We start from the raw sequence: 20,078 nt of genomic DNA, 5'->3' as shown, positions 1-20,078 counted from the left end.
GGGCGCTGACCGGGGCGGTTCAGACACGCGGCGGCGGGTCGGGGATCTCGCGCAGCCAGGCCTCCAGCTCGAACAGGGGCAGACCGACCACATTGGTGTAGGACCCCTCGATCCATTCGACAAAGGCGGCACCGCGCCCCTGGATGGCATAGGCGCCGGCCTTGCCACGCGGCTCGCCGGTCGCCCAGTAGGCCGCGATGTCGGATGACGTCAGCGGCCGCATGCGCACGCGGGTCGTCACGGTACGCGCCCGCATGGATGCAGCGGGCCGGCCCAGCGCCATGCCGGATACCACCCGGTGCTCCCCGCCGGAAAGGCGTTGCAGCATGGCATCGGCATCGGCGCAATCCGCGGGCTTTCCCAGGGCCTCGTCGCCCACCGCGACGACGGTATCCGCGGCCAGCACCCACTGCCCCGGGATGCCGCACGCGATGGCCGCCTTGGCCTTGGCGATGGCGAGGCGTTCGACCAGCGCCTCTGGGGACTCGCCCGGTAACGGGGTCTCGTCCACGTCCATCGGGGCCACCTCGTAGGCGAGCTGGATCTGCTCCAGCAGTTCGCGGCGGCGCGGGGATGCGGAGGCCAGCAGCAGCGGATGAGCCACGGGCGTCACGCGCGGTGGTAGGGGTGGTTGTTCAGCAGCGACCAGGCGCGGTAGAGCTGCTCGGCGACCAGCACCCGCACCAGCATGTGCGGGAAGGTCAGCGGCGACAGCGACCAGGCCCATTCCGCACGGGTGCGCACGGCCTCATCCAGCCCCGCGGCCCCGCCGATCACCAGCGCGACATCGCGCCCGTCCTGCTGCCAGTCCGCCAGGCGCCGCGCGACACCCCTGGTGTCCACGCCCTTGCCGCGCTCGTCCAGCAGGATCACGCGGGCGCCCTCGGGGATGGCCTTCAGCAGGATCTCGCCCTCGCGCCGCAGCAGCGTGGCCGTATCCATGGACTTGGCCCCGGAGGGGCCGGCCAGGGCCTGCAGGTTCAGGTTCAGCTCGCGCGGCAGACGACCGGCGTACTCGTCGAACCCGGCCGCCACCCAGTCGGGCATGCGCTTGCCGATCGCAATCAGGTCCAGGCGCATGGCGGCGCGCCCCGGTCAGCCGCGCAGGCGGCGGACGCGCTCCAGGCTGGGGTCCTCGGGCGCGGCCTTTTCGGTATCCGCGGCCTCCTCGGCCAGCCAGAGCTTTTCCAGGTTGTAGAAGTCGCGGGTCTCCGGGAGCATCACGTGGACGATCACGTCGTTCAGGTCCACCAGCACCCACTCCTGGCTCTCCTGGCCCTCGACCCCCAGCGGCTGGATGCCGGCCTCCTTGGCCTTCATTGCCACCGACTCCGCGGTGGACTGCACGTGACGCCCGGAGGTCCCGGAGGCGATCACCATGTAGTCCGCCAGCGTGGTCTTGCCGCGCACGTCGATGCTGCGGATGTTCTGGGCCTTCATGTCGTCCAGAGCGGTGGTCACCAGCTCCAGGAGTTGTTCACTGTTCATGCTGTCGGTCATATCCCGTGATTGCGGTTCGACACGGCCCGGTACAGGCCGCGGTCGTGGATGTAGCGATTGACGGCGCCGGGGAGCAGGAAGCGCGGGCTGCGCCCGGCCTGCAGTTCATCCCGGATGGCGGTGGCGGAGATGTCGAGCTGGGTCACCGGCTGGAAATAGACCCGCCCGCCCGGGGCATTGCGCAGCACCGCCGGGTCGCGGGTTGCGGCATTGCCCAGCCAGCCCCCCAGATCCTGCGAGGCCGGGCTGCCGGGACGATGCGAGACCACGATATGCGCCAGATCGAAAATCTGCTTCCAGCGGTTCCACGACGGCAGGCCGGCGAAGGCGTCCATGCCCATGATCAGCACCAGCGGTGCCTCCGGCCCCAGCTCCTCGCGGAAGCTGAGCAGGGTGTCGACGGTGTAGGACGGCCCTTCGCGATCCAGTTCACGGCGATCGGCCACAAACCCCGGCACGTCCGCGATGGCACTCTCCACCATCGCCAGCCGGTCGTCGCTGCCGGTGCCCGGGCTCGCGCGATGCGGCGGCACGTGGCAGGGGATGAAGTGTACCCGTTCCAGACCCAGATGCTGCTGGATCTCCAGCGCCGGACGCAGATGCCCGAAGTGGATCGGATCGAAGGTGCCGCCGAGGATCCCGATCACGCCGGGCGTGCCCCAGGGAGACGCTGATCCAATCGCGCGTCTTTCTTAGCTACGCACATGACCGTCGCCGAACACCACATACTTGAGGGTCGTCAGCCCATGCAGGCCCACCGGACCGCGCGCGTGCAGCTTGTCGGTGGAGATGCCGATCTCCGCACCCAGGCCGTACTCGAAGCCATCGGCGAAACGGGTGGAGGCGTTCACCATCACCGAGCTGGAGTCCACCGCGCGCAGGAAGCGCCGGGCCCGGGTGTAGTCCTCGGTCACGATGCTGTCGGTATGGTGCGAACCATAAGTGTTGATGTGGTCGATCGCCGCGTCCAGGTCGTCAACCACGCGGATCGCGAGGATCGGTCCCAGGTACTCGGCCACCCAGTCGTCCTCGGTGGCCTCGGCGATATCCGTCCCGGCATTCGCGAGGATGGCCCGGGTACGCGCGCAGCCACGCAGGCTCACCTGATGTTCCGCCAGGGCCGTCGCCAGGCGCGGCAGGAAGGCCTCGGCCTGATCCGCGTGCACCAGCAGCGTCTCCATGGTGTTGCAGGTGCCATAGCGCTGGGTCTTGGCGTTCACCGCGACCGCCAGCGCCTTGTCGAGATCGGCCCCGCCGTCCACGTACACGTGGCAGACGCCGTCCAGGTGCTTGATCACCGGGATCTGCGACTCGTTGCTGACGCGTTCGATCAGGCCCTTGCCACCGCGCGGCACGATCACGTCCACGTACTGCGGCATGCGCAGCAGCGCGCCCACCGCCGCGCGGTCGGTGGTCGGCACCACCTGCACCGCCTCGCGCGGCAGCCCGGCCTGCTCCAGCCCGGCCTGGATGATCGCGGCCAGCGCCTGGTTGGAGTGCAGGGCCTCGGAGCCGCCGCGCAGGATCGCGGCGTTGCCGGACTTCAGGCACAGCGCGGCGGCGTCGATGGTCACGTTCGGGCGCGACTCGTAGATGATGCCGATCACGCCCAGCGGCACGCGCATCTGGCCGACCTGAATGCCGCTTGGCTGATAGGCCATGTCGGAGATGGTGCCCACCGGATCGGACAGGCCCGCCACCTGGCGGCAGCCCTCGATCATGGTGTCGATGCGCGCGTCGGTCAGCGCCAGGCGATCCAGCATCGCGGCGTCCAGGCCGCGCTCGCGTCCGGCCTCCAGGTCGCGGCTGTTGGCCTCCGCCAGTTCGGCACGGCGCGCGGCGATGCCCTCGGCGATCGCGTGCAGGGCCGCGTTCTTCGCGCCCGGCTCGGCCTCGGCCATGCGCCGCGAGGCCACGCGCGCGGCACGGCCCAGCGCCTCGACCTGGGCGATCACATCGTCGGCTACGGATTCGGTGGGGTTCACGGCAGCGTTCATGCGGTCAGACTCGTTCCGGGTTCAGGGCGGGTTCGGCCACGGTCAGCGGGCGCCCCGCCATACGGGCCACCAAGTCTAGCAACCCCTGCCGGGCATTGCCGTTTTCCTGACCCTTGATCACGCGATCCACGCGCGCGGCCTCGGCCAGCAGGCCCCGCGCCTGCGTCAGGCTCAGCCGCGACATCGCCTGGCGCAGGGCCTTCTGGCCATCGCCGAAGCTGCCCTGGAAGGCCTCCTTGTCGGGCGCGCCGGCGGCCTTGCGCTCCATCGCCTGTACCAGCAGCCGGCATTCGCGCGCCAGCGCCCACAGGATCAGCGGCTCCGCCTGGCCCTCCTCCAGCAAGCCCTCCAGCATGCGCAGGGCATGGCGGACATCGCCGCGCAGCGCGGTCGGGGCCAGGGCGAACAGCTCGAAACGCGCGGCGTCGGTGGTGGCCTCCGCCAGCACCGCCTCGTCGATCTCGGTCACGCCGGCCAGCGCCAGCTTCTCGATCTCCTGGCGCGCGGCCAGCAGGTTGCCCTCCACCCGCGCGACCAGCAGCGCCAGCGCCGGGTCGGTGATGCGCAGCCCGTTCTTCTGCAGGCGCGCGCGGATCCAGCTCCCCAGCTGGGCCGGCGGCACCGGCCGCGCATGGATCACCACCGCACGGTTTTCCAGGGCCTTGAACCAGGCCGCCCGGCGCATATCGCGGTCCGGACGCGGCAACTGGAGCAACAGCACCAGATCGTCCTGCGGATCGCCGGCGTAGGCCTTCAGGTGGTCGCCACCGGTCTTGCCCGGTTTGCCGGTGGCCAGGCGCAGGTCCAGCACCGTGCGCTCGGCGAACAGCGAGCGGTCGCGGATCGCGGCCTCGAACGGCCCCCAGTCGGACTGCGCGGTCAGGTCCAGCACCGTGCGCTCGAGGAAGCCCTGCTCGCGGGCGGCCGCGCGGATCGCGTCGGCCGCCTCGATCGCCTGCAGCGGCTCCTCGGCCAGCAGCAGGTAGATCGGCGCCAGCCCCCGGGCGAGATCCTGCTCCAGGCGGGCGATATCCAGCGCCATTACGGGGCCGGCTCCTCCGCCGGTTCGCGCAGGCGGCCGTCCGGCTCGGTCAGTGCCGCGATCCGGCGCTGCAGCTGACCCACGATGTCACGGTCCATCGCCTCGCGCAGCGTGGCCTCGCGCTCGCCACGGCTGAGCACGGCGGTCCCGTCGAACAGGTAGATGCGCGAGGCGCGCAGCGGCCCCAGGTCCACTGCTTCGCCGTCGACCGGGCGCAGGCGGACCTCGACCGTGCGGACCAGCTCGTACTCGGAAACCCGCGCCGCCTCGGTCACCGACAGGGTGCGACGCTGGTCGTTGACCGAGCGGATCTCGAGGATCGCGCCCTGCCCCTCGGGGCGCTGGTTGACGATCTCCACGCCGGCGGAGCCCAGGGTCACGGCCAGCTCGCGGTACAGCGAGTCACGCGCATTGATCCCGGTGATCTGCACCGGCTGCAGCGCCTCCGGCCACTCGCCACTACCGCGCAGCTGGAAACCGCAGGCGGCCAGTGCGGCCACCAGCACCAGGACCAGCGCGGCGCGCAGCAGGGCGGTCATTGCGGCTTCACCACGAAGTTGACCAGCCGGCCCGGGACCACGATCACCTTGACCACATGGTGGCCCTCGAGATGGCGCTGCACGTTCTCGTCGTTGCGGGCAACACTCTCAATGGCGTCCTTGTCGGCGCCGGCCGGGACCGCGATCTCGGCGCGGCGCTTGCCGTTTACCTGCACCGCCAGGGTCTCCTGTGCGGCCTGGCGCGCGGCCTCGTCGACCGTCGGCCAGGCGGTGGTCGCGACCAGCTCGTCATGGCCCAGCGCGCGCCACAGGGTCTCGGTCACGTGCGGGGTGATCGGCGCCAGCATGCGCACGATGCCCTCCAGGGCCTCCTGGCGCACTACCGGAGCCTGGGGCGAATCCTTCGGGAATTTGCCGAGGTCGTTCAGCAGCTCCATGTTCGCGGCCACCGCCGTGTTGAAGGTCTGGCGCCGGCCGATGTCGTCGGTGACCTTGGCGATGGTGTCGTGCAGCTTGCGCCGCAGCTCGCGCCCGGCGTCGTCCAGCGCGTCCACGTCCAGCGCAGCCGGGGCATCGCCGTTCACGTGCTCGTGCACCGCCCGCCACAGGCGCTTGATGAAGCGCTGCGCACCCTCGACGCCGGAGTCGGACCACTCCAGCGACAGGTCCGGCGGTGCGGCGAACATGGTGAACAGCCGCGCGGTGTCGGCGCCGAAGCGCTCGATCAGGGCCTGCGGGTCCACGCCGTTGTTCTTCGACTTGGACATCTTCTCCATACCGCCCACGACGACCGGCTGGCCGTCCTCGCGATGGCGCGCGGCCTTCACCGAACCGTCCTCGGCGCGTTCCAGCTCGACATCGGCCGGGTTGATCCAGTCCTTCCCGCCGTCACCGCGTTCGCGGTAGAAGGTCGGCGCGATCACCATGCCCTGGGTCAGCAGCCGGGTGAATGGCTCGTCGGAGGCCACCAGGCCCTCGTCGCGCAGCAGCTTGTGGAAGAAGCGCGCGTACAGCAGGTGCAGCACCGCATGCTCGATACCGCCGACGTACTGGTCCACCGGCAACCAGTGATCGGCGCGCGGGTCCAGCATCGCGGTGTCGTTGTCCGCGCAGGCGTAGCGGGCGAAGTACCAGCTGGATTCGAAGAAGGTGTCGAAGGTGTCGGTCTCGCGCCGTGCCGGCTTGCCACATTCCGGGCAGGTCGCCTCGAAGAACTCCGGCATGCGCGCCAGCGGCGAGCCGGCGCCGTCCGGGATCACGTCCTCCGGCAGGCGCACCGGCAGGTCGACTTCCGGCACCGGCACCGCCCCGCAGTCGTCGCAGTGGATCACCGGGATCGGGCAGCCCCAGTAGCGCTGGCGCGAGATGCCCCAGTCGCGCAGGCGGTAGTTGCGCCGGCGCCGGCCCAGCCCGGCCTGCTCCAGGTGTTCGGCGATCGCGGCCTTGGCCGCCTCGGAGGCCTGCCCGTCGAAGTCGCCGGAGTTCACCAGCACACCGGGATCGGTGAAGGCCGCGGCCTGTACGTCGCACTCGGTACCGTCGGCCGGGGCGATCACCTGCCAGATCGGCAGGTCGTATTTCGTCGCGAACTCGTGGTCGCGTTCGTCGTGTGCCGGCACCGCCATCACCGCGCCGGTGCCGTATTCCATCAGCACGAAGTTGGCGACCCACACCGGGACGTCTTCGCCGGTCAGCGGGTGGCGTGCGGTGAAGCCCAGCGCGCGGCCCTTCTTCTCCATCGTGGCCAGATCCGCCTCGGCCACCCCGCCCTGGCCGCATTCGGCGACGAACGCGGCCAGTTCAGGATCGTTCTGCGCCAGTTCCTGCACCCGCGGGTGCTCCGGCGCCAGCGCCATGTAGCTTACGCCGAACAGGGTGTCCGGGCGCGTGGTGAACACGGTCAGCGGTTCGCCGCCCTCCACCGCGAACTCCAGCTCCACGCCCTCGGAACGCCCGATCCAGTTGCGCTGCATGGTGCGCACCTGATCCGGCCAGCCGTCGAGGTCGTCCAGTGCCTCCAGCAGCTCGTCGGCGTAGTCGGTGATGCGCAGGAACCACTGCGGCATCTCGCGGCGCTCCACCGGCGCGCCGGAGCGCCAGCCGCGGCCCTCGATCACCTGCTCGTTGGCGAGCACGGTCTGATCGACCGGGTCCCAGTTCACGGTCGCCTTCTTGCGATAGACCAGCCCCTTCTTCAGCAGGCGCACGAACAGCCACTGTTCCCAGCGGTAGTAGTCGGCATCGCAGGTGGCGAACTCGCGCGACCAGTCATAGGCAAAGCCCAGGCGCTTGAGCTGGGTGCGCATCTGCTCGATGTTCTGGCGCGTCCACGCGGCCGGCGGGACGTGGTTCTGCATCGCCGCGTTTTCCGCCGGCAGGCCGAAGGCATCCCAGCCCATCGGCTGTAGCACGCTTTTGCCCTGCATGCGCTGGAAGCGGGCGATCACGTCACCGATGGTGTAGTTGCGCACATGCCCCATGTGCAGCTTGCCCGAGGGGTAGGGGAACATGGACAGGCAGTAGAACGGCTCGCCGGCGGCGTCCTCGCGCGCGCGGAAGCAGTCGGCCTCCTCCCACTGGCGCTGTGCCTGCGCCTCGACCGCCTCGGGGGAATAGTGCTCCTGCATGCGCCTCACCTGTCCTGATCGCCGAAAACAAAGAACTGCGCAGAATACCAGCGCCCCCCACCCCCTCCAAGGGAAACAGCGCCCCGCAGCCTCGCGCGGCGCAGGGCAGAGATCCGGAGGGACACCCGGATCACCGGCGGCCTGTGAACCGCGTCACGTCAATTCAGGAACATGCCCCCGGCCCGGACTGCCTCACTGGGTAAAGCAACCGGAAACGTTGAACCTGACGTTCCAAGGAGGAAGGACATGCACGAGAAGGACGAGATCCCCGTTGTGCAGCGGGCCTACCCGGAGGATCTGGGCGAGACCCATCCCGAACACACGCCCGAGACCGACTCGCCCGCGATCCGTGAAGTCGCGCCCGAGGACCTCGGCACCTGGCTCGGCAAGGGCTGGCGCGACCTCTGGAAGACGCCGGTGGCCCTCGTACACGGCCTGGTGATTGCGCTGGCCAGCCTGGTCCTGTTGGGCCTGTCGTGGAACCAGCCGTGGATGGCCTTTTCCTTCCTCGCCGGCATCCTGCTGCTCGGCCCTGTACTCGCGGTGGGGGTGAACTACCTGGCGCTGCAGAAGGAACGCGGCGAGCCGGGCGGTGCCGGACTCGGCTGGCTGGGCACCCTGGGCGGATCGATCTGGGGCTTTGCCGCGCTCCTGGCCGTGCTGTTCGTGATCTGGGCCAGTTTCGTGTGGATGTGGATCGCGGTCCTCAACATCGGCGAACTCGCCATGATGGGGCAGTTGCACCATCTGGTGGGTGCGATGCTCGGCAGCGGCGCCGGGATCATCTCGCTGGTGGGGGTCGTGCTGGCCGCCATCGTGTTCGGGCTGGTGGTCTTCGCCCTGAGCCTGGCGACCATCCCGGCCCTCCTGGATCACCGGGTGCGCGCCGATGCCCCGCAAAAGAGCCTGATCGAGTCCATTGGTGTCAGCCTGAAGGCCTTCAACCACAACCCGGGCACCCTGATTCTGTGGGCCCTGATCATCACGGCCCTGTTCATGGTGTCGATCGCAACCGGCCTGCTGGCCCTGATCGTGATCTTCCCGTGGCTGGGTTTCGCCATGTGGCATGGCTACCGGGATATGGTCGAGGCAAGCTGAGCTCCGACAGGCCAAGCGCGGTCGTCCCCGGGGCGCGGGCTCCGGGGGCCCGCGCTCGTGCTAACGTTAGGGACACGCCACCATCTACGCTCGCAAAGGAGAGGCCGATGAGCGAAGAACAGAAGGATCAGGAGCGCGAATCGCGCCTGAGCGATGCCTATCACCGCATGCTGAACGAGGTCACCGAGGACCTCGAGAAACTGGAAGACAAGACCAGCAAGGCCATCACCGAGGCCCTGGAGAACGCCCGCGACCGTGTGCAGAAGGCCAGCGACCTGACCCGCGAAGAGGCCCACGAGGTGATGGACTACCTGCGCCGCGACCTGCAGGACCTCGGCGCCTACCTGGACAGTCGCAGCTCTGACTGGCGCGGCTGGCTGCAGATCGATCTGGGCCTGATCGAGGCCGGCATCAAGAACGCCCTGGAGCGGATCGCCGACCGCACCCGGATCGAGATCACCGAACTGACCGCGCGCGCCCAGGTGATGGGCGAGTGGCACACCGGCGAGATCACCGGCCCGGGCGAGCTGCTGTGCAAGAAGTGCGGCCATCCGCTGCACATGACCCGGGTCGGCCGCATCCCCCCGTGCTCCAACTGCCACAACACCACCTTCCGCCGCGGCCCCGGAGGCACCGAGGCGGAGTAACCCCTCCGGGGACAGGTTCAGTCGGCGCCGCGGGCGCCGCGCCGGCGCCCGACGGCGGCACCGGCAACCACCAGCACCAGCGCGGCAAGCACGGCCGGCCCCGCCCCGGTGGCGGTCGCCGGCGTCACGCCCTGGCGCGGCTGCAGGGTGCCGGTGACTACCTCGCGGGTAAACGAGCCCGAACGTTCCAGGATGCGGCCATCGGCATCGATCAGGGCCGAGATCCCGGTATTGGTCGCGCGGATCATCGGGCGCCCGGTCTCCACCGCCCGCACCCGGGCGATCTGCAGATGCTGGGCCGGCGCCAGGCTGTCGCCGAACCAGGCGTCGTTGGAGACATTGACCAGGAATCCCGCCTCCGGCAGCGCGGCCCGGATGTGGCGCGAATACGCAGACTCGTAACAGATGCTGACCCCGGCCGTCTGGCCGGCCACCCGCATGCGCCCGTCACCGGTCCCCGGGGACAGGTCGGACATCGGGATCGCCAGCAGCCGGTCCAGCCAGTCGAGCTGGCCGCGCAGCGGGATATATTCGCCGAACGGGACCAGCTGGCGCTTGTTGTACCCCGCGCCGGTGGTCACGTTGATCACCGAGTTGTAGACGTGACGGCCGGCCGAAGCATGGTCGAACACCCCGACCAGCAGCTCGGCATCGTGCTCCGCCAGCGACTGCGCGAGCTGCCCCAGCGGGCGCTGCACTTCCACATAGAACGCCGGGATCGCGGTCTCCGGCCAGACCACCAGATCCACGTCCCCTGCCTCGCGGGTCAGTTCCTGGTAGATCCCCAGCGAATACTCGATGCCGTCGGCATCCCACTTGCGTGCCTGATCGATATTGCCCTGCACCATGGCCACCGAGAGCGCCTCGCCGCCCGGCTCCACCCAGCGTGCGAGCCCCGGCACGAGCGAAGCCAGCACCAGCACCCCGACCAGCCCCGCGCCCGCCCCGCGCTGCCCGGCCCGGAACACGCTGACCACGGCCACCGCCAGCAGCGCCACGACCAGCCCCGCCCCCAGCTCGCCGGCCAGCGGCAGCCAGGGCTGCAGCGGTGTATCCAGTACGGTATGCCCGAACAGGAGCCAGGGAAAGCCGGAGAACAGCCAGGAGCGCGCCAGCTCCATCAGCACCAGGCCACCGGCCAGCGCCAGCATCCCGGCCGGACGCCCCAGCGGCAGGAAGCGCGCCGCCAGCGCGGCCAGCAGCGCCGGATAGACCGCCATGGCCAGCACGAACAGCACGGTAATCAGCGAGGCCACGACCAGCGGGGCCTGGCCGAACACCAGCAGGCTGTTGAAGATCCAGGTCACCCCGACGCCGAAGAACCCGAGACCAAAGGCATAGCCGATCCCGGCGGCCCGGCGCGGGGTCACCCCGGGCAGCAGGGCAAACCAGGCGGCCAGGGCCAGCGGGGCCGCCAGGAACCAGCCCACCGGGGCGAAGGCCAGGGTCGCCCCCGCCCCGGCCAGCAGGGCCACCAGCCCCGCGGCCCAGGGCGGCAAGTCCGCGACACGGATCGGCATGACCGTCAGGGGGCGCGGTGGTCGCCCGGCTCCGGGGCCGGGCCATCGAATGGCTGCGCCCCCTCGCCGGTGGTCACGCGGCCATCCGGCTCGGGCAGGCGCATCTCCAGCAGATGCAGACGCCGGTTGTCGGCCCGCAATACGCGAAACTGCATGCCATCCACCACGATCTGTTCGCCGCGCCGCGGCACATGCCCGAAGTGCGACAGCACCAGGCCTCCGATGGTGTCGAAGTCGGCCTCGCTGTAGGCGGTCTGAAAGTAGGCGTTGAACTCCTCCATCGGCGTCAGCGCCTTGATGGTGTAGCGCCCGCCGGGGTGCTGCATGATCTGGGTCAGGTAGTCCTCGACATCGTGCTCGTCCTCGATCTCGCCGACGATCTGCTCCAGCACGTCCTCGATGGTCACCAGGCCGGCCACGCCCCCGTACTCGTCCACCACGATCGCCATGTGGTTGCGGCTCAGGCGGAACTCCTTAAGCAGCACGTTCAGACGCTTGCTCTCCGGCACGAACACCGCCGGGCGCAGGATCTCCTGCATGTCGAAGGCAGCATCGTCGGGCTCGCCGAAGAAGCGCAGCAGGTCCTTGGCCAGCAGGACGCCAACGACCTCGTCACGGTGATCCCCGACTACCGGCAGCCGCGAGTGCGCGGAGGCCACCACGTCGGGGAGAAACTCGGAGAGCCCCGCATCCCGGCGGACCACTTCCATCTGCGCGCGCGGGATCATGATGTCGCGCACCTGCATGTCGGCCACGTTGAGCACGCCCTCGAGCATGGTCAGGGCCTCGGGGTCGACCAGTTCGCGGGCGTGGGCGCCCCGCAGGGTCTCGATCAGCTCGCGGCGGGTAGCCGGTTCGCGGCGCGGACGCAGGGTCTCGGCGACGCGGGCCAGCCAGCGCCGCCAGATCGGTTGCTCGTCGGGTTCGGGTTCAGGCATCGGGGGCGTTTCCGGCTGGGTGCGGCGTCAGCGCGCGGGCCGGATGCTCGGCGTAGGGGTCGGGATAGCCTAACCCGGTCAGGATGGAGCGCTCAACGGCCTCCATCCGCGCGGCCTCGTCCGGCGTCTGGTGATCCATCCCCTGCAGGTGCAGCATCCCGTGCACCACCATGTGGTGGTAGTGGGCGGCCAGGGGCTTGCCCTGCTCCACCGCCTCGCGCGCCAGCACCGGCGCGCACAGGATGACATCGCCGAGATAGGCGTTCGCCTCGGGCGGCAGACCGGGCGGCAGCTCCGGTGCGGGGAAGGACAGTACATTGGTCGCGTAGTCGCGGCCGCGGAAGACATGGTTCAGGGTGCGCCCCTCGTCGACATCCACCAGGCGCAGCGTCACCGCAGCCTCGCCGGCCCCGCGCCAGGCCGCGCGGGCCGCGCGGTGCAGGGTGGTGGCAGCCGGCAGGCCGGCGCGCGGCACGGCGTACTGCACCGCAACCTCAAGCCCCATCGGCGTCCTGCCCGTCCACAGCGGCGCCGGCACCGGACTCGGGCGCCGCATCCGGTTTGCCGGAGGCGCTGTCGTGGGCGTCGTAGGCCTCCACAATGCGCTGCACCAGCGGATGGCGCACCACGTCACCCGCCTGGAAGCGGGTGATATGTACACCCTCCACGTCGTTCAGGATCTGCATCGCGTGCTTGAGCCCCGAGCGCTGGCCGCGCGGCAGGTCGACCTGGGTGATGTCGCCGTTGACGACCGCCGTGGAACCAAAGCCGATGCGGGTCAGGAACATCTTCATCTGCTCGACGGTGGTGTTCTGCGCCTCGTCGAGGATGATGAAGGCCTCGTTCAGCGTGCGCCCGCGCATGTAGGCCAGCGGGGCCACCTCGATCACCTGACGCTCCATCAGGCGCGCGGTCTGGTCGAAGCCCATCAACTCGTAGAGGGCGTCGTACATCGGGCGCAGGTAGGGGTCGATCTTCTGCGCCAGGTCGCCGGGCAGGAACCCCAGGCGCTCGCCGGCCTCCACCGCCGGGCGCACCAGCACCAGTCGCTGCACGCGGTCCTGCTCCAGCGCCGCGACGGCGGCGGCGACCGCGAGGAAGGTCTTGCCGGTACCGGCCGGCCCGATGCCGAAACTGAGGTCGTGCTGCGCAATCGCCGCCAGGTATTTCGCCTGGCGCGGGCCGCGCCCGCGGATCACCGCGCGCTTGAGGCGCAGCGATGGATCGCCCGCATTGCCGTCGGGCTCGGCCAGGCCTTCGACATGCGCCGTCTGCAGCGCCGTATGCACCTGTTCCAGGCTGACCGGCTCCTCCTGCGCCATGCGATGGAGGTCGTGGATCAGCGCCCCGGCGGCCTGCACCGCGGTCTTCGGACCGGTCAGATTAAAGCGCGGTCCGCGGTTGTGCACGGCCACGCCCAGGCGCGACTCGATCAGGCGCAGATGGGCATCCAGCGGCCCGGAGATCCGCGCGAGCGTCTCCTGGTCACCGGGTTCCAGGGTGAAATCCAGACGATTGGCCATGCGCTAGGGAACCACTGAACAATGTGCATGTTCGCGCTCGAGTCGCTTTTGCTCGCTGACCAGGCGCGGTGAGTGAAGTGTAGCCTGGCTACATGAACGAGCCGCAACGCCGTCCGCGGGCAAAAGCGGCCGAGCCCCTGCTTCAAATGATTTGTGGGGTTGACACCCCATGTTCCCCGATCCTGCGTTGCGGCCCTTGCCGGTAGAACCACTACCGCCTGCGGACCGCGCCTTGACTCGGAAAACATGGGGTGCCAACGCGAACATGCACATTGTTCAGTGTTTCCCTAGGCGCCGACGGCCGCAGACATGGCCCGCTCCACGGTTCGGCCGCGCAGGGAATGCGCCAGGGCATCGGTGATCTCGACCGGGATCATCTGCCCGATCAGGCCGGGGTCGCCGGCGAAGTTCACGATGCGGTTGTTCGCCGTGCGTCCGGCCAGTTCGCCGGGATTGCGCTTGGCCGGGCCCTCGACCAGCACGGGCTCGATGTTGCCGACCATGGCCTGGTTGCGTTCGCGCCCATGTTGCTCGATCAGGGCCTGCAGCTCGGCCAGACGGGCCTTCTTGGTGGCCAGCGGCACGTCGTCCGGCAGCGAGGCCGCCGGTGTGCCCGGACGGGCGCTATAGATGAAGCTGAAGGAGAAGTCGAAGTGCAGCTCCTCGATCAGCTTCATAGTCGCCGCGTGGTCGGCATCCGTCTCGCCGGGGAAGCCGACGATGAAGTCGGAGGACAGGTCCAGGTCCGGGCGCGCCTCGCGCAGGCGGCGGATCTTGGACTTGTATTCCAGGATCGTGTGGCCGCGTTTCATCTGCGCCAGGATGCGGTCGGAGCCGCTCTGTACCGGCAGGTGCAGGTGACTGACCAGCTTGGGCTCGTCGGCAAAGGCCTGGATCAGCGAATCGGAGAACTCCACCGGGTGCGAGGTGGTAAAGCGGATACGTTCGATCCCGTCCACCGCGGCGACGTAGTGAATCAGCAGCGCGAGGTCGGCGGTATCACCGTCCTCCATCGGCCCCTGATAGGCGTTCACGTTCTGTCCCAGCAGGTTGATCTCCCGGACCCCCTGCGCAGCCAGCGCGACCACCTCGGCGATCACGTCGTCGAACGGCCGGCTGATCTCGTCACCGCGGGTATAGGGCACCACGCAGAAGCTGCAGTACTTGGAACAGCCCTCCATCACCGAGACGAACGCGGTCGGGCCATCGGCCTTCGGCTCCGGCAAGCGGTCGAACTTCTCGATCTCGGGGAAGGAGATATCCACCACCGGCGCGCGCTCGCGGCGCACCGACTGGATCATGGCCGGCAGCCGGTGCAGGGTCTGCGGGCCGAACACCAGGTCCACGTACGGAGCGCGTTCGCGCAGGGCATCACCCTCCTGGCTGGCGACACAGCCCCCCACGCCGATGATTACCTCCGGCCGGCGCTCCTTGATCTGGCGCCAGCGCCCCAGCAGCGAGAAGACCTTCTCCTGCGCCTTCTCGCGGATGGAGCAGGTGTTCATCAACAGGACATCGGCCTGCTCCGGATCGTCGGTACGCTCGGCCCCGTGCAGCTCGCGCAGCGCGTCGAGCATGCGATCGGAGTCGTACTCGTTCATCTGGCAGCCGTGCGTCTGGATATAGACCTTGCGGATCATGCTCTCGGTACTTCGCTGGTTGGGCCGGTCAGGGATCGCCGTGCGTTCTAGAAGGGGACGTCGTCGTCATCAAAGCCACCGGAGACCGGGGCGCTGCTGCGGTTGCCACCCTGCTGGCCGCCACCGCCATAGGCATTGCCGCCGCCATAGCCCGGGTCCTGATCGAACCCGCCACCGCCGCCGCCCCCGCGACCGCCGATCAGCTGCATGTCGTTGGCGACCACCTCGGTGCTGTAGCGGTCGTTGCCGGACTGGTCCTGCCACTTGCGCGTCTGGATCTTGCCTTCGATATAGACCTGCGAGCCCTTGGACAGATACTGCGCGGCGATATCCGCCAGGCGCCCGAACATCACCACCCGGTGCCATTCGGTGTTCTCGCGCTTCTCGCCGGAATTCTTGTCGGTCCACTGTTCCGACGTTGCCAGACGCAGGTTGGTGACGGTAACCCCGTTGGGGGTCTCGCGCTTTTCCGGGTCGGCCCCGAGGTTGCCGAGCAGGATGACTTTGTTGACGCCGCGGGCCATGGGGCCTCCTTCAGTCGGGCATGGAGAGACAGACCCGATAGTGTAGCAGCCCGCCCCCGCCGCGACAGTGCACCGGCCCACGACGCGGAGCGGGCACGTCCTGCCGACGCTACCGGGAGGGCGGACGCGCCAGCCAGGCCGCCAGCTCGGGAGTATCCGGACCGCCGGGCTCCACCTTCAGGTAGAGGGAACCAGCATCCGGCGACAGCTCCGCCTCGTGCACCCCCGGCCAGTGCGCGATCAGTCGCAGCAGCTCGGCCTCGCGACCGGACCAGTGGGCGGGCAGCGCCAGCACGCGGTTGGAGCGGTAGCGCGGCTGCATCCCGCGCGCCCCCCACCACCACAGCAGCAGCAAAGGCACCCCGGCGAGGAACACGCCGACCGGCCCGGCGACCGTCAGCAAGGCGCCCCCCAGCACTCCGCCGGCGAAGATCCCGAGGAACTGCGCGGTGGCGAAGCCGCCCATCGCGGTGCCCTTGTGGGCCACCGGCGCGACGCGTGCCACCAGGGACGGCAATCCGGCCTCCAGTAGATTGAACGCGGCGAAGAACAGGATCATCAAGGCGCCCAGCGTCCACAGGCCGCCACCGTCCAGCACCAGCAGGGCCAGCAGAACCTGCACCCCGGCCAGCAGGAGGATCGCCGCGCGCAGCACGCCGTGCACGCGCCGCCGCCGCTCGCCAAAGATGATCCCCGGCAGCATCAGCACGAACCCCGCCAGCAGGACCGGCACATAGAACTTCCAGTGACTCGCCCCGGGCAGCGCCAGGGTCTCCAGCAGCAGGACCGGGATCACCAGGAAGTTCGCGGCCAGCACCAGGTGCAGCACGAAGATGCCGAGGTTCAGGCGCAGCAGGTCGGGGGCCCGCAGGGTCCGTGGCAGCGCCGACCACACCGGAACCATGTCCGGATGCCTGCGCACCTGATCCGGGCTCGGCACCCACAGGAACAGGATGACGATCGCGACCACCCCGAGCAGCGCCGAAAGGGCGAAGATCCCCTCCAGCCCCGCAGAACGATCCACCACCGGCCCCAGTGCCATCGCGGCGGTGAAGGTCAGGCCGATGGTCAGCCCGATCACGGCGAGCGCCCGCATACGGCGTTCCTCGCCGACCAGATCTGCTGTCAGGGCGAGGATGACCGCCGCCACCGCACCCGCCCCTTGCAAGGCGCGCCCCAGGATGATGCCGTGGATGGTCTCGGCGAGGGCCGCGACCAGGCTGCCGGCAACGAACAGCAGCAGGCCGGCCAGGATCAGCGGCTTGCGCCCCACGCGGTCGGACAGCAGCCCGAACGGGATCTGCAGAATCGCCTGGGTGAGGCCGTAGATCCCCAGCGCCAGCCCCATCAGCAGCGGGGTCGCGCCGGGGATGCGGTCGGCATGCAGCATAAAGACCGGCAGGACCATGAACAGGCCCGCCATGCGCACGCCATAGATCGCCGCGAGCCCGGTGGTGGCGCGCAACTCGCGCGGGCTCATGGCGTCCGGAACCGGCGCATGGACGGAGGGGTGTTCATGGCAGCGGAGTTTACCGGCAACCCCGGCGCGGAAACCATGGCGCCGCACGCCCGGGTGTTAACATGGTCGGTTTGCGGTACCCCGGATGACCGGGCACACCGCGCGACGCAACCCGGTGGAGTCGACCCAGCCCCATGGACAGCATCAGCATTCGCGGCGCCCGCACCCATAACCTGAAGAACGTGGACCTCGATCTGCCGCGCGAGCGGCTGATCGTGATCACCGGCGTCTCCGGCTCGGGCAAGTCGTCGCTGGCCTTCGACACCCTGTTTGCCGAGGGCCAGCGCCGCTACGTGGAGAGCCTGTCCACCTATGCCCGGCAGTTCCTGTCGATGATGGAGAAACCCGACGTCGACCAGATCGAGGGTCTGTCGCCGGCGATCTCCATCGAACAGAAAAGCACCTCGCACAACCCGCGCTCCACCGTCGGCACCATTACCGAGATCTACGACTACCTGCGCCTGCTGTTCGCCCGCGCCGGCGAACCGCGCTGCCCGGAACATGGCGAAACCCTGGCCGCGCAGACCATCTCGCAGATGGTGGATCAGGTGCTGGAGCTGCCGGAGGGCGACAAGGTGATGCTGCTCGCGCCCGTGGTACGCGGACGCAAGGGCGAGCATCACAAGATGCTGGAGGCGATGCGTTCCCAGGGGTACCTGCGCGCGCGCATCAATGGCGAGATTCACGACCTCGATGCCCTGCCGGCGCTGGACCCGAAGCGCAAGCACAACATCGAGATCGTGATCGACCGCTTCCGCGTGCGCGAGGACCTGCGCCAGCGTCTGGCCGAGTCCTTCGAGACGGCCACCGAGCTCGCCGACGGCCTGGCCCTGATCGCCTGGATGGACGAGCCGGAACGCGAACCGATGATCTTCTCCGCCCGCTTCGCCTGCCCGGTCTGCGGGTATGCGCTGCGCGAGCTGGAGCCGCGCCTGTTCTCGTTCAACAACCCGGCCGGGGCCTGCCCCACCTGCGACGGCCTGGGCGTACACCAGTTCTTCGATCCCGAGCGCGTGGTCTCGCAGCCGGAGCTGAGCCTGGCCGGCGGGGCCGTGCGCGGCTGGGACCGACGCAACGCCTGGTACTTCAGCCTGCTGACCAGCCTGGCCCGGCACTACGGCTTCGACGTAGAGACCCCGTGGCAGGAGCTCCCCGCGGAGGTGCGCGCGGTGGTCCTGCACGGCTCCGGCAAGGAGAAGGTCAAGCTCGCCACGCCCGCCGCCAACGGCCGCCTGCGCACCGACGAACGCGTGTTCGAGGGCGTGATCCCGAACCTCGAACGGCGCTACCGCGAGACCGACTCCTCTGCCGTGCGCGAGGAGCTGGGCCGCTACCTGGCGGAGCAGCCCTGCCCCGACTGCCACGGCACGCGCCTGAATTCCGCCGCGCGCCATGTGTTCGTCAATGACTTGACCTTGCCGGAGGTCACGCACATGAGCGTGGCCAATGCCCAGACCTTCTTCAGCGACCTGCGCCTGCCCGGGCGTTTCGCCCAGATCGCGGAGAAGATCGTGCGCGAGATCTCCGCGCGCCTCGGCTTCCTCAACGATGTCGGGCTCGACTACCTGACGCTGGACCGCTCCGCCGACACCCTGTCCGGCGGGGAAGCCCAGCGCATCCGGCTGGCGTCGCAGATCGGCTCGGCCCTGGTCGGCGTCATGTACATCCTCGACGAACCCTCCATCGGCCTGCACCAGCGCGACAATGCGCGGCTGCTGAACACCCTCAGCCACCTGCGCGACCTCGGCAACACCGTGATTGTCGTCGAGCATGACGAAGACGCCATCCGACAGGCCGATCACGTAGTGGACATCGGACCGGGCGCCGGCCGCCACGGGGGCCAGATCGTCGCCTCCGGGACCCCCGAGGCCGTCGCCGCGCATCCTGAATCACTCACCGGTGCCTACCTGCGGGGCACACGATCTATCGCGGTCCCGGAACAGCGCCACGCTGCCGATCCGGAAGCCGAAATCCGGGTGATCGGCGCGCGCGGCAACAATCTCAAGGGCGGCGATTTCGCCTTCCCTACGGGCCTGTTCACCTGCGTCACCGGCGTGTCAGGATCCGGCAAGTCGACCCTGGTCAACAACACCCTTTATCCGGCCGTCGCGACCGCCCTGCATGGGGGCCGCCACCACATCGAGGCCCACGAGCGCATCGACGGCCTGGAACGCATCGACAAGGTCGTCGACATCGACCAGAGCCCGATCGGGCGCACACCGCGCTCGAACCCGGCGACCTACACCGGACTGTTCACACCCATCCGCGAGCTGTTCGCCGCAACCGCCGAGGCCCGCTCGCGCGGCTACAAGCCGGGGCGCTTCTCTTTCAACGTCCGTGGCGGGCGCTGCGAGGCCTGCCAGGGGGATGGCGTGATCAAGGTCGAGATGCACTTCCTCCCGGATGTCTTCGTGCCCTGTGACGTCTGCAAGGGCCACCGCTACAACCGCGAGACGCTGGAGGTGCGCTACAAGGGCAAGAACATCCACGAGGTCCTCGAGATGACTGTGGAAGAGGCCCTCGACTTCTTCCAGCCCGTGCCGGTCATCCACCGCAAGCTGGAGATGCTGATGGAGGTCGGCCTGTCCTACATCCAGCTCGGCCAGAACGCGACCACCCTCTCCGGCGGCGAGGCCCAGCGTATCAAGCTGGCGCGCGAGCTCTCCAAGCGCGACACCGGACGCACCCTCTATATCCTCGACGAGCCCACCACCGGGCTCCATTTCGAGGACATTGCCCAGCTCCTGCGCGTGCTCCACCGCCTGCGCGACCACGGCAACACCATCGTCGTGATCGAGCACAACCTGGACGTGATCAAGACCGCCGACTGGCTGATCGACATCGGGCCCGAAGGCGGCAGCGGCGGCGGCGAGCTGCTGGTCGCCGGCACGCCGGAGACCGTCGCCGCCACCCCCAACAGCCACACCGGCCAGTTCCTCGCGCCGCTGCTGGCCCCGGCCGCCCGCCCTCGGGCCGTCTCCAACTGAAGCCGCGCATCCCGCG

General features: G+C 69.3%; 18 protein-coding genes. 3 read left to right on the top strand and 15 right to left on the bottom strand.

The features are described 5' to 3' along the window. Positions 1-19: 19 nt before the first annotated feature. From D106_RS0108200 to leuS, 8 genes are read right to left on the bottom strand one after another with little or no spacing between them, the layout of a single operon-like run. Entirely contained in the window at positions 20-613 is a 594-nt protein-coding gene (locus D106_RS0108200; RefSeq protein WP_196799896.1) for a nucleoside triphosphate pyrophosphatase, read from the bottom strand. Then, the gene (rlmH, locus tag D106_RS0108195; protein WP_018865704.1) at positions 610-1,080 is read right to left on the bottom strand and encodes a 23S rRNA (pseudouridine(1915)-N(3))-methyltransferase RlmH; all 471 of its coding nucleotides are present in this window, start codon (positions 1,078-1,080) and stop codon (positions 610-612) included. Before rlmH ends, D106_RS0108200 begins: the two co-directional genes overlap by 4 nt. Positions 1,081-1,095: 15 nt before the next feature. After that, a complete protein-coding gene (gene rsfS, locus D106_RS0108190; protein ID WP_026279156.1) occupies positions 1,096-1,488 on the bottom strand; it encodes a ribosome silencing factor in 393 nt (130 codons plus the stop codon). Between the two features lie 8 nt (positions 1,489-1,496). Next, complete coding sequence (gene nadD, locus D106_RS0108185) at positions 1,497-2,147, bottom strand: nicotinate-nucleotide adenylyltransferase (protein ID WP_018865702.1); 651 nt, start codon at positions 2,145-2,147, stop codon at positions 1,497-1,499. A gap of 45 nt (positions 2,148-2,192) precedes the next feature. Further along, complete coding sequence (locus tag D106_RS0108180; protein WP_018879758.1) at positions 2,193-3,497, bottom strand: glutamate-5-semialdehyde dehydrogenase; 1,305 nt, start codon at positions 3,495-3,497, stop codon at positions 2,193-2,195. A 4-nt stretch (positions 3,498-3,501) separates the two neighbouring features. After that, complete coding sequence (gene holA / locus D106_RS0108175) at positions 3,502-4,539, bottom strand: DNA polymerase III subunit delta (protein ID WP_018879757.1); 1,038 nt, start codon at positions 4,537-4,539, stop codon at positions 3,502-3,504. Beyond that, positions 4,539-5,078, bottom strand: coding sequence for an LPS assembly lipoprotein LptE (gene lptE, locus D106_RS0108170; RefSeq protein WP_018865699.1), 540 nt, complete (start codon positions 5,076-5,078; stop codon positions 4,539-4,541). Before lptE ends, holA begins: the two co-directional genes overlap by 1 nt. After that, positions 5,075-7,666, bottom strand: coding sequence for a leucine--tRNA ligase (leuS, locus tag D106_RS0108165; protein WP_018879756.1), 2,592 nt, complete (start codon positions 7,664-7,666; stop codon positions 5,075-5,077). The genes lptE and leuS overlap by 4 nt, the downstream gene beginning before the upstream one ends. Before the next feature lie 246 nt (positions 7,667-7,912). Here leuS and D106_RS0108160 point away from each other — a divergent pair, with 246 nt between their 5' ends. Both D106_RS0108160 and D106_RS0108155 read left to right on the top strand, forming a co-directional pair. Beyond that, positions 7,913-8,764, top strand: coding sequence for a DUF2189 domain-containing protein (locus D106_RS0108160; RefSeq protein ID WP_018865697.1), 852 nt, complete (start codon positions 7,913-7,915; stop codon positions 8,762-8,764). Between the two features lie 107 nt (positions 8,765-8,871). After that, positions 8,872-9,411 (top strand): zinc ribbon-containing protein, encoded by a 540-nt coding sequence (locus D106_RS0108155; RefSeq protein ID WP_018865696.1) that lies wholly within the window; start codon positions 8,872-8,874, stop codon positions 9,409-9,411. Positions 9,412-9,428: 17 nt separating this feature from the next. Here the strand turns inward: D106_RS0108155 and lnt are convergent, their stop codons facing one another. The 7 genes from lnt to D106_RS0108120 all read right to left on the bottom strand — a co-directional run bounded on the left by lnt (position 9,429) and on the right by D106_RS0108120 (position 17,036). After that, a complete protein-coding gene (gene lnt / locus D106_RS0108150; RefSeq protein ID WP_018879755.1) occupies positions 9,429-10,931 on the bottom strand; it encodes an apolipoprotein N-acyltransferase in 1,503 nt (500 codons plus the stop codon). A 5-nt stretch (positions 10,932-10,936) separates the two neighbouring features. Then, on the bottom strand, positions 10,937-11,869 hold the full coding sequence (locus D106_RS0108145) for an HlyC/CorC family transporter (protein ID WP_018865694.1): 933 nt from the start codon (positions 11,867-11,869) through the stop codon (positions 10,937-10,939). After that, on the bottom strand, positions 11,862-12,374 hold the full coding sequence (ybeY, locus tag D106_RS0108140) for an rRNA maturation RNase YbeY (protein WP_018879754.1): 513 nt from the start codon (positions 12,372-12,374) through the stop codon (positions 11,862-11,864). Before ybeY ends, D106_RS0108145 begins: the two co-directional genes overlap by 8 nt. Next, a complete protein-coding gene (locus D106_RS0108135) occupies positions 12,364-13,392 on the bottom strand; it encodes a PhoH family protein (RefSeq protein ID WP_018865692.1) in 1,029 nt (342 codons plus the stop codon). Before D106_RS0108135 ends, ybeY begins: the two co-directional genes overlap by 11 nt. A 287-nt stretch (positions 13,393-13,679) precedes the next feature. Continuing rightward, the gene (gene miaB, locus D106_RS0108130; protein ID WP_018865691.1) at positions 13,680-15,032 is read right to left on the bottom strand and encodes a tRNA (N6-isopentenyl adenosine(37)-C2)-methylthiotransferase MiaB; all 1,353 of its coding nucleotides are present in this window, start codon (positions 15,030-15,032) and stop codon (positions 13,680-13,682) included. Between the two features lie 47 nt (positions 15,033-15,079). Further along, entirely contained in the window at positions 15,080-15,556 is a 477-nt protein-coding gene (gene ssb / locus D106_RS0108125) for a single-stranded DNA-binding protein (RefSeq protein ID WP_018865690.1), read from the bottom strand. A 109-nt stretch (positions 15,557-15,665) separates the two neighbouring features. Further along, positions 15,666-17,036: an MFS transporter gene (locus D106_RS0108120; RefSeq protein WP_018879753.1), complete on the bottom strand. Its 1,371-nt coding sequence runs from the start codon at positions 17,034-17,036 to the stop codon at positions 15,666-15,668. Between the two features lie 173 nt (positions 17,037-17,209). Between D106_RS0108120 and uvrA the strand changes: the two genes are divergently transcribed. Then, positions 17,210-20,062: an excinuclease ABC subunit UvrA gene (uvrA, locus tag D106_RS0108115; protein ID WP_018865688.1), complete on the top strand. Its 2,853-nt coding sequence runs from the start codon at positions 17,210-17,212 to the stop codon at positions 20,060-20,062. Positions 20,063-20,078: the final 16 nt, after the last annotated feature.

The organism is Thioalkalivibrio sp. ALE9 (genome assembly GCF_000377445.1).
In the GTDB taxonomy this organism is placed as follows: Bacteria; Pseudomonadota; Gammaproteobacteria; order Ectothiorhodospirales; family Ectothiorhodospiraceae; genus Thioalkalivibrio.
The sequence above is the reverse complement of the archived record's forward strand: the minus strand, read 5'-3'. Positions and strand labels throughout refer to the sequence as shown.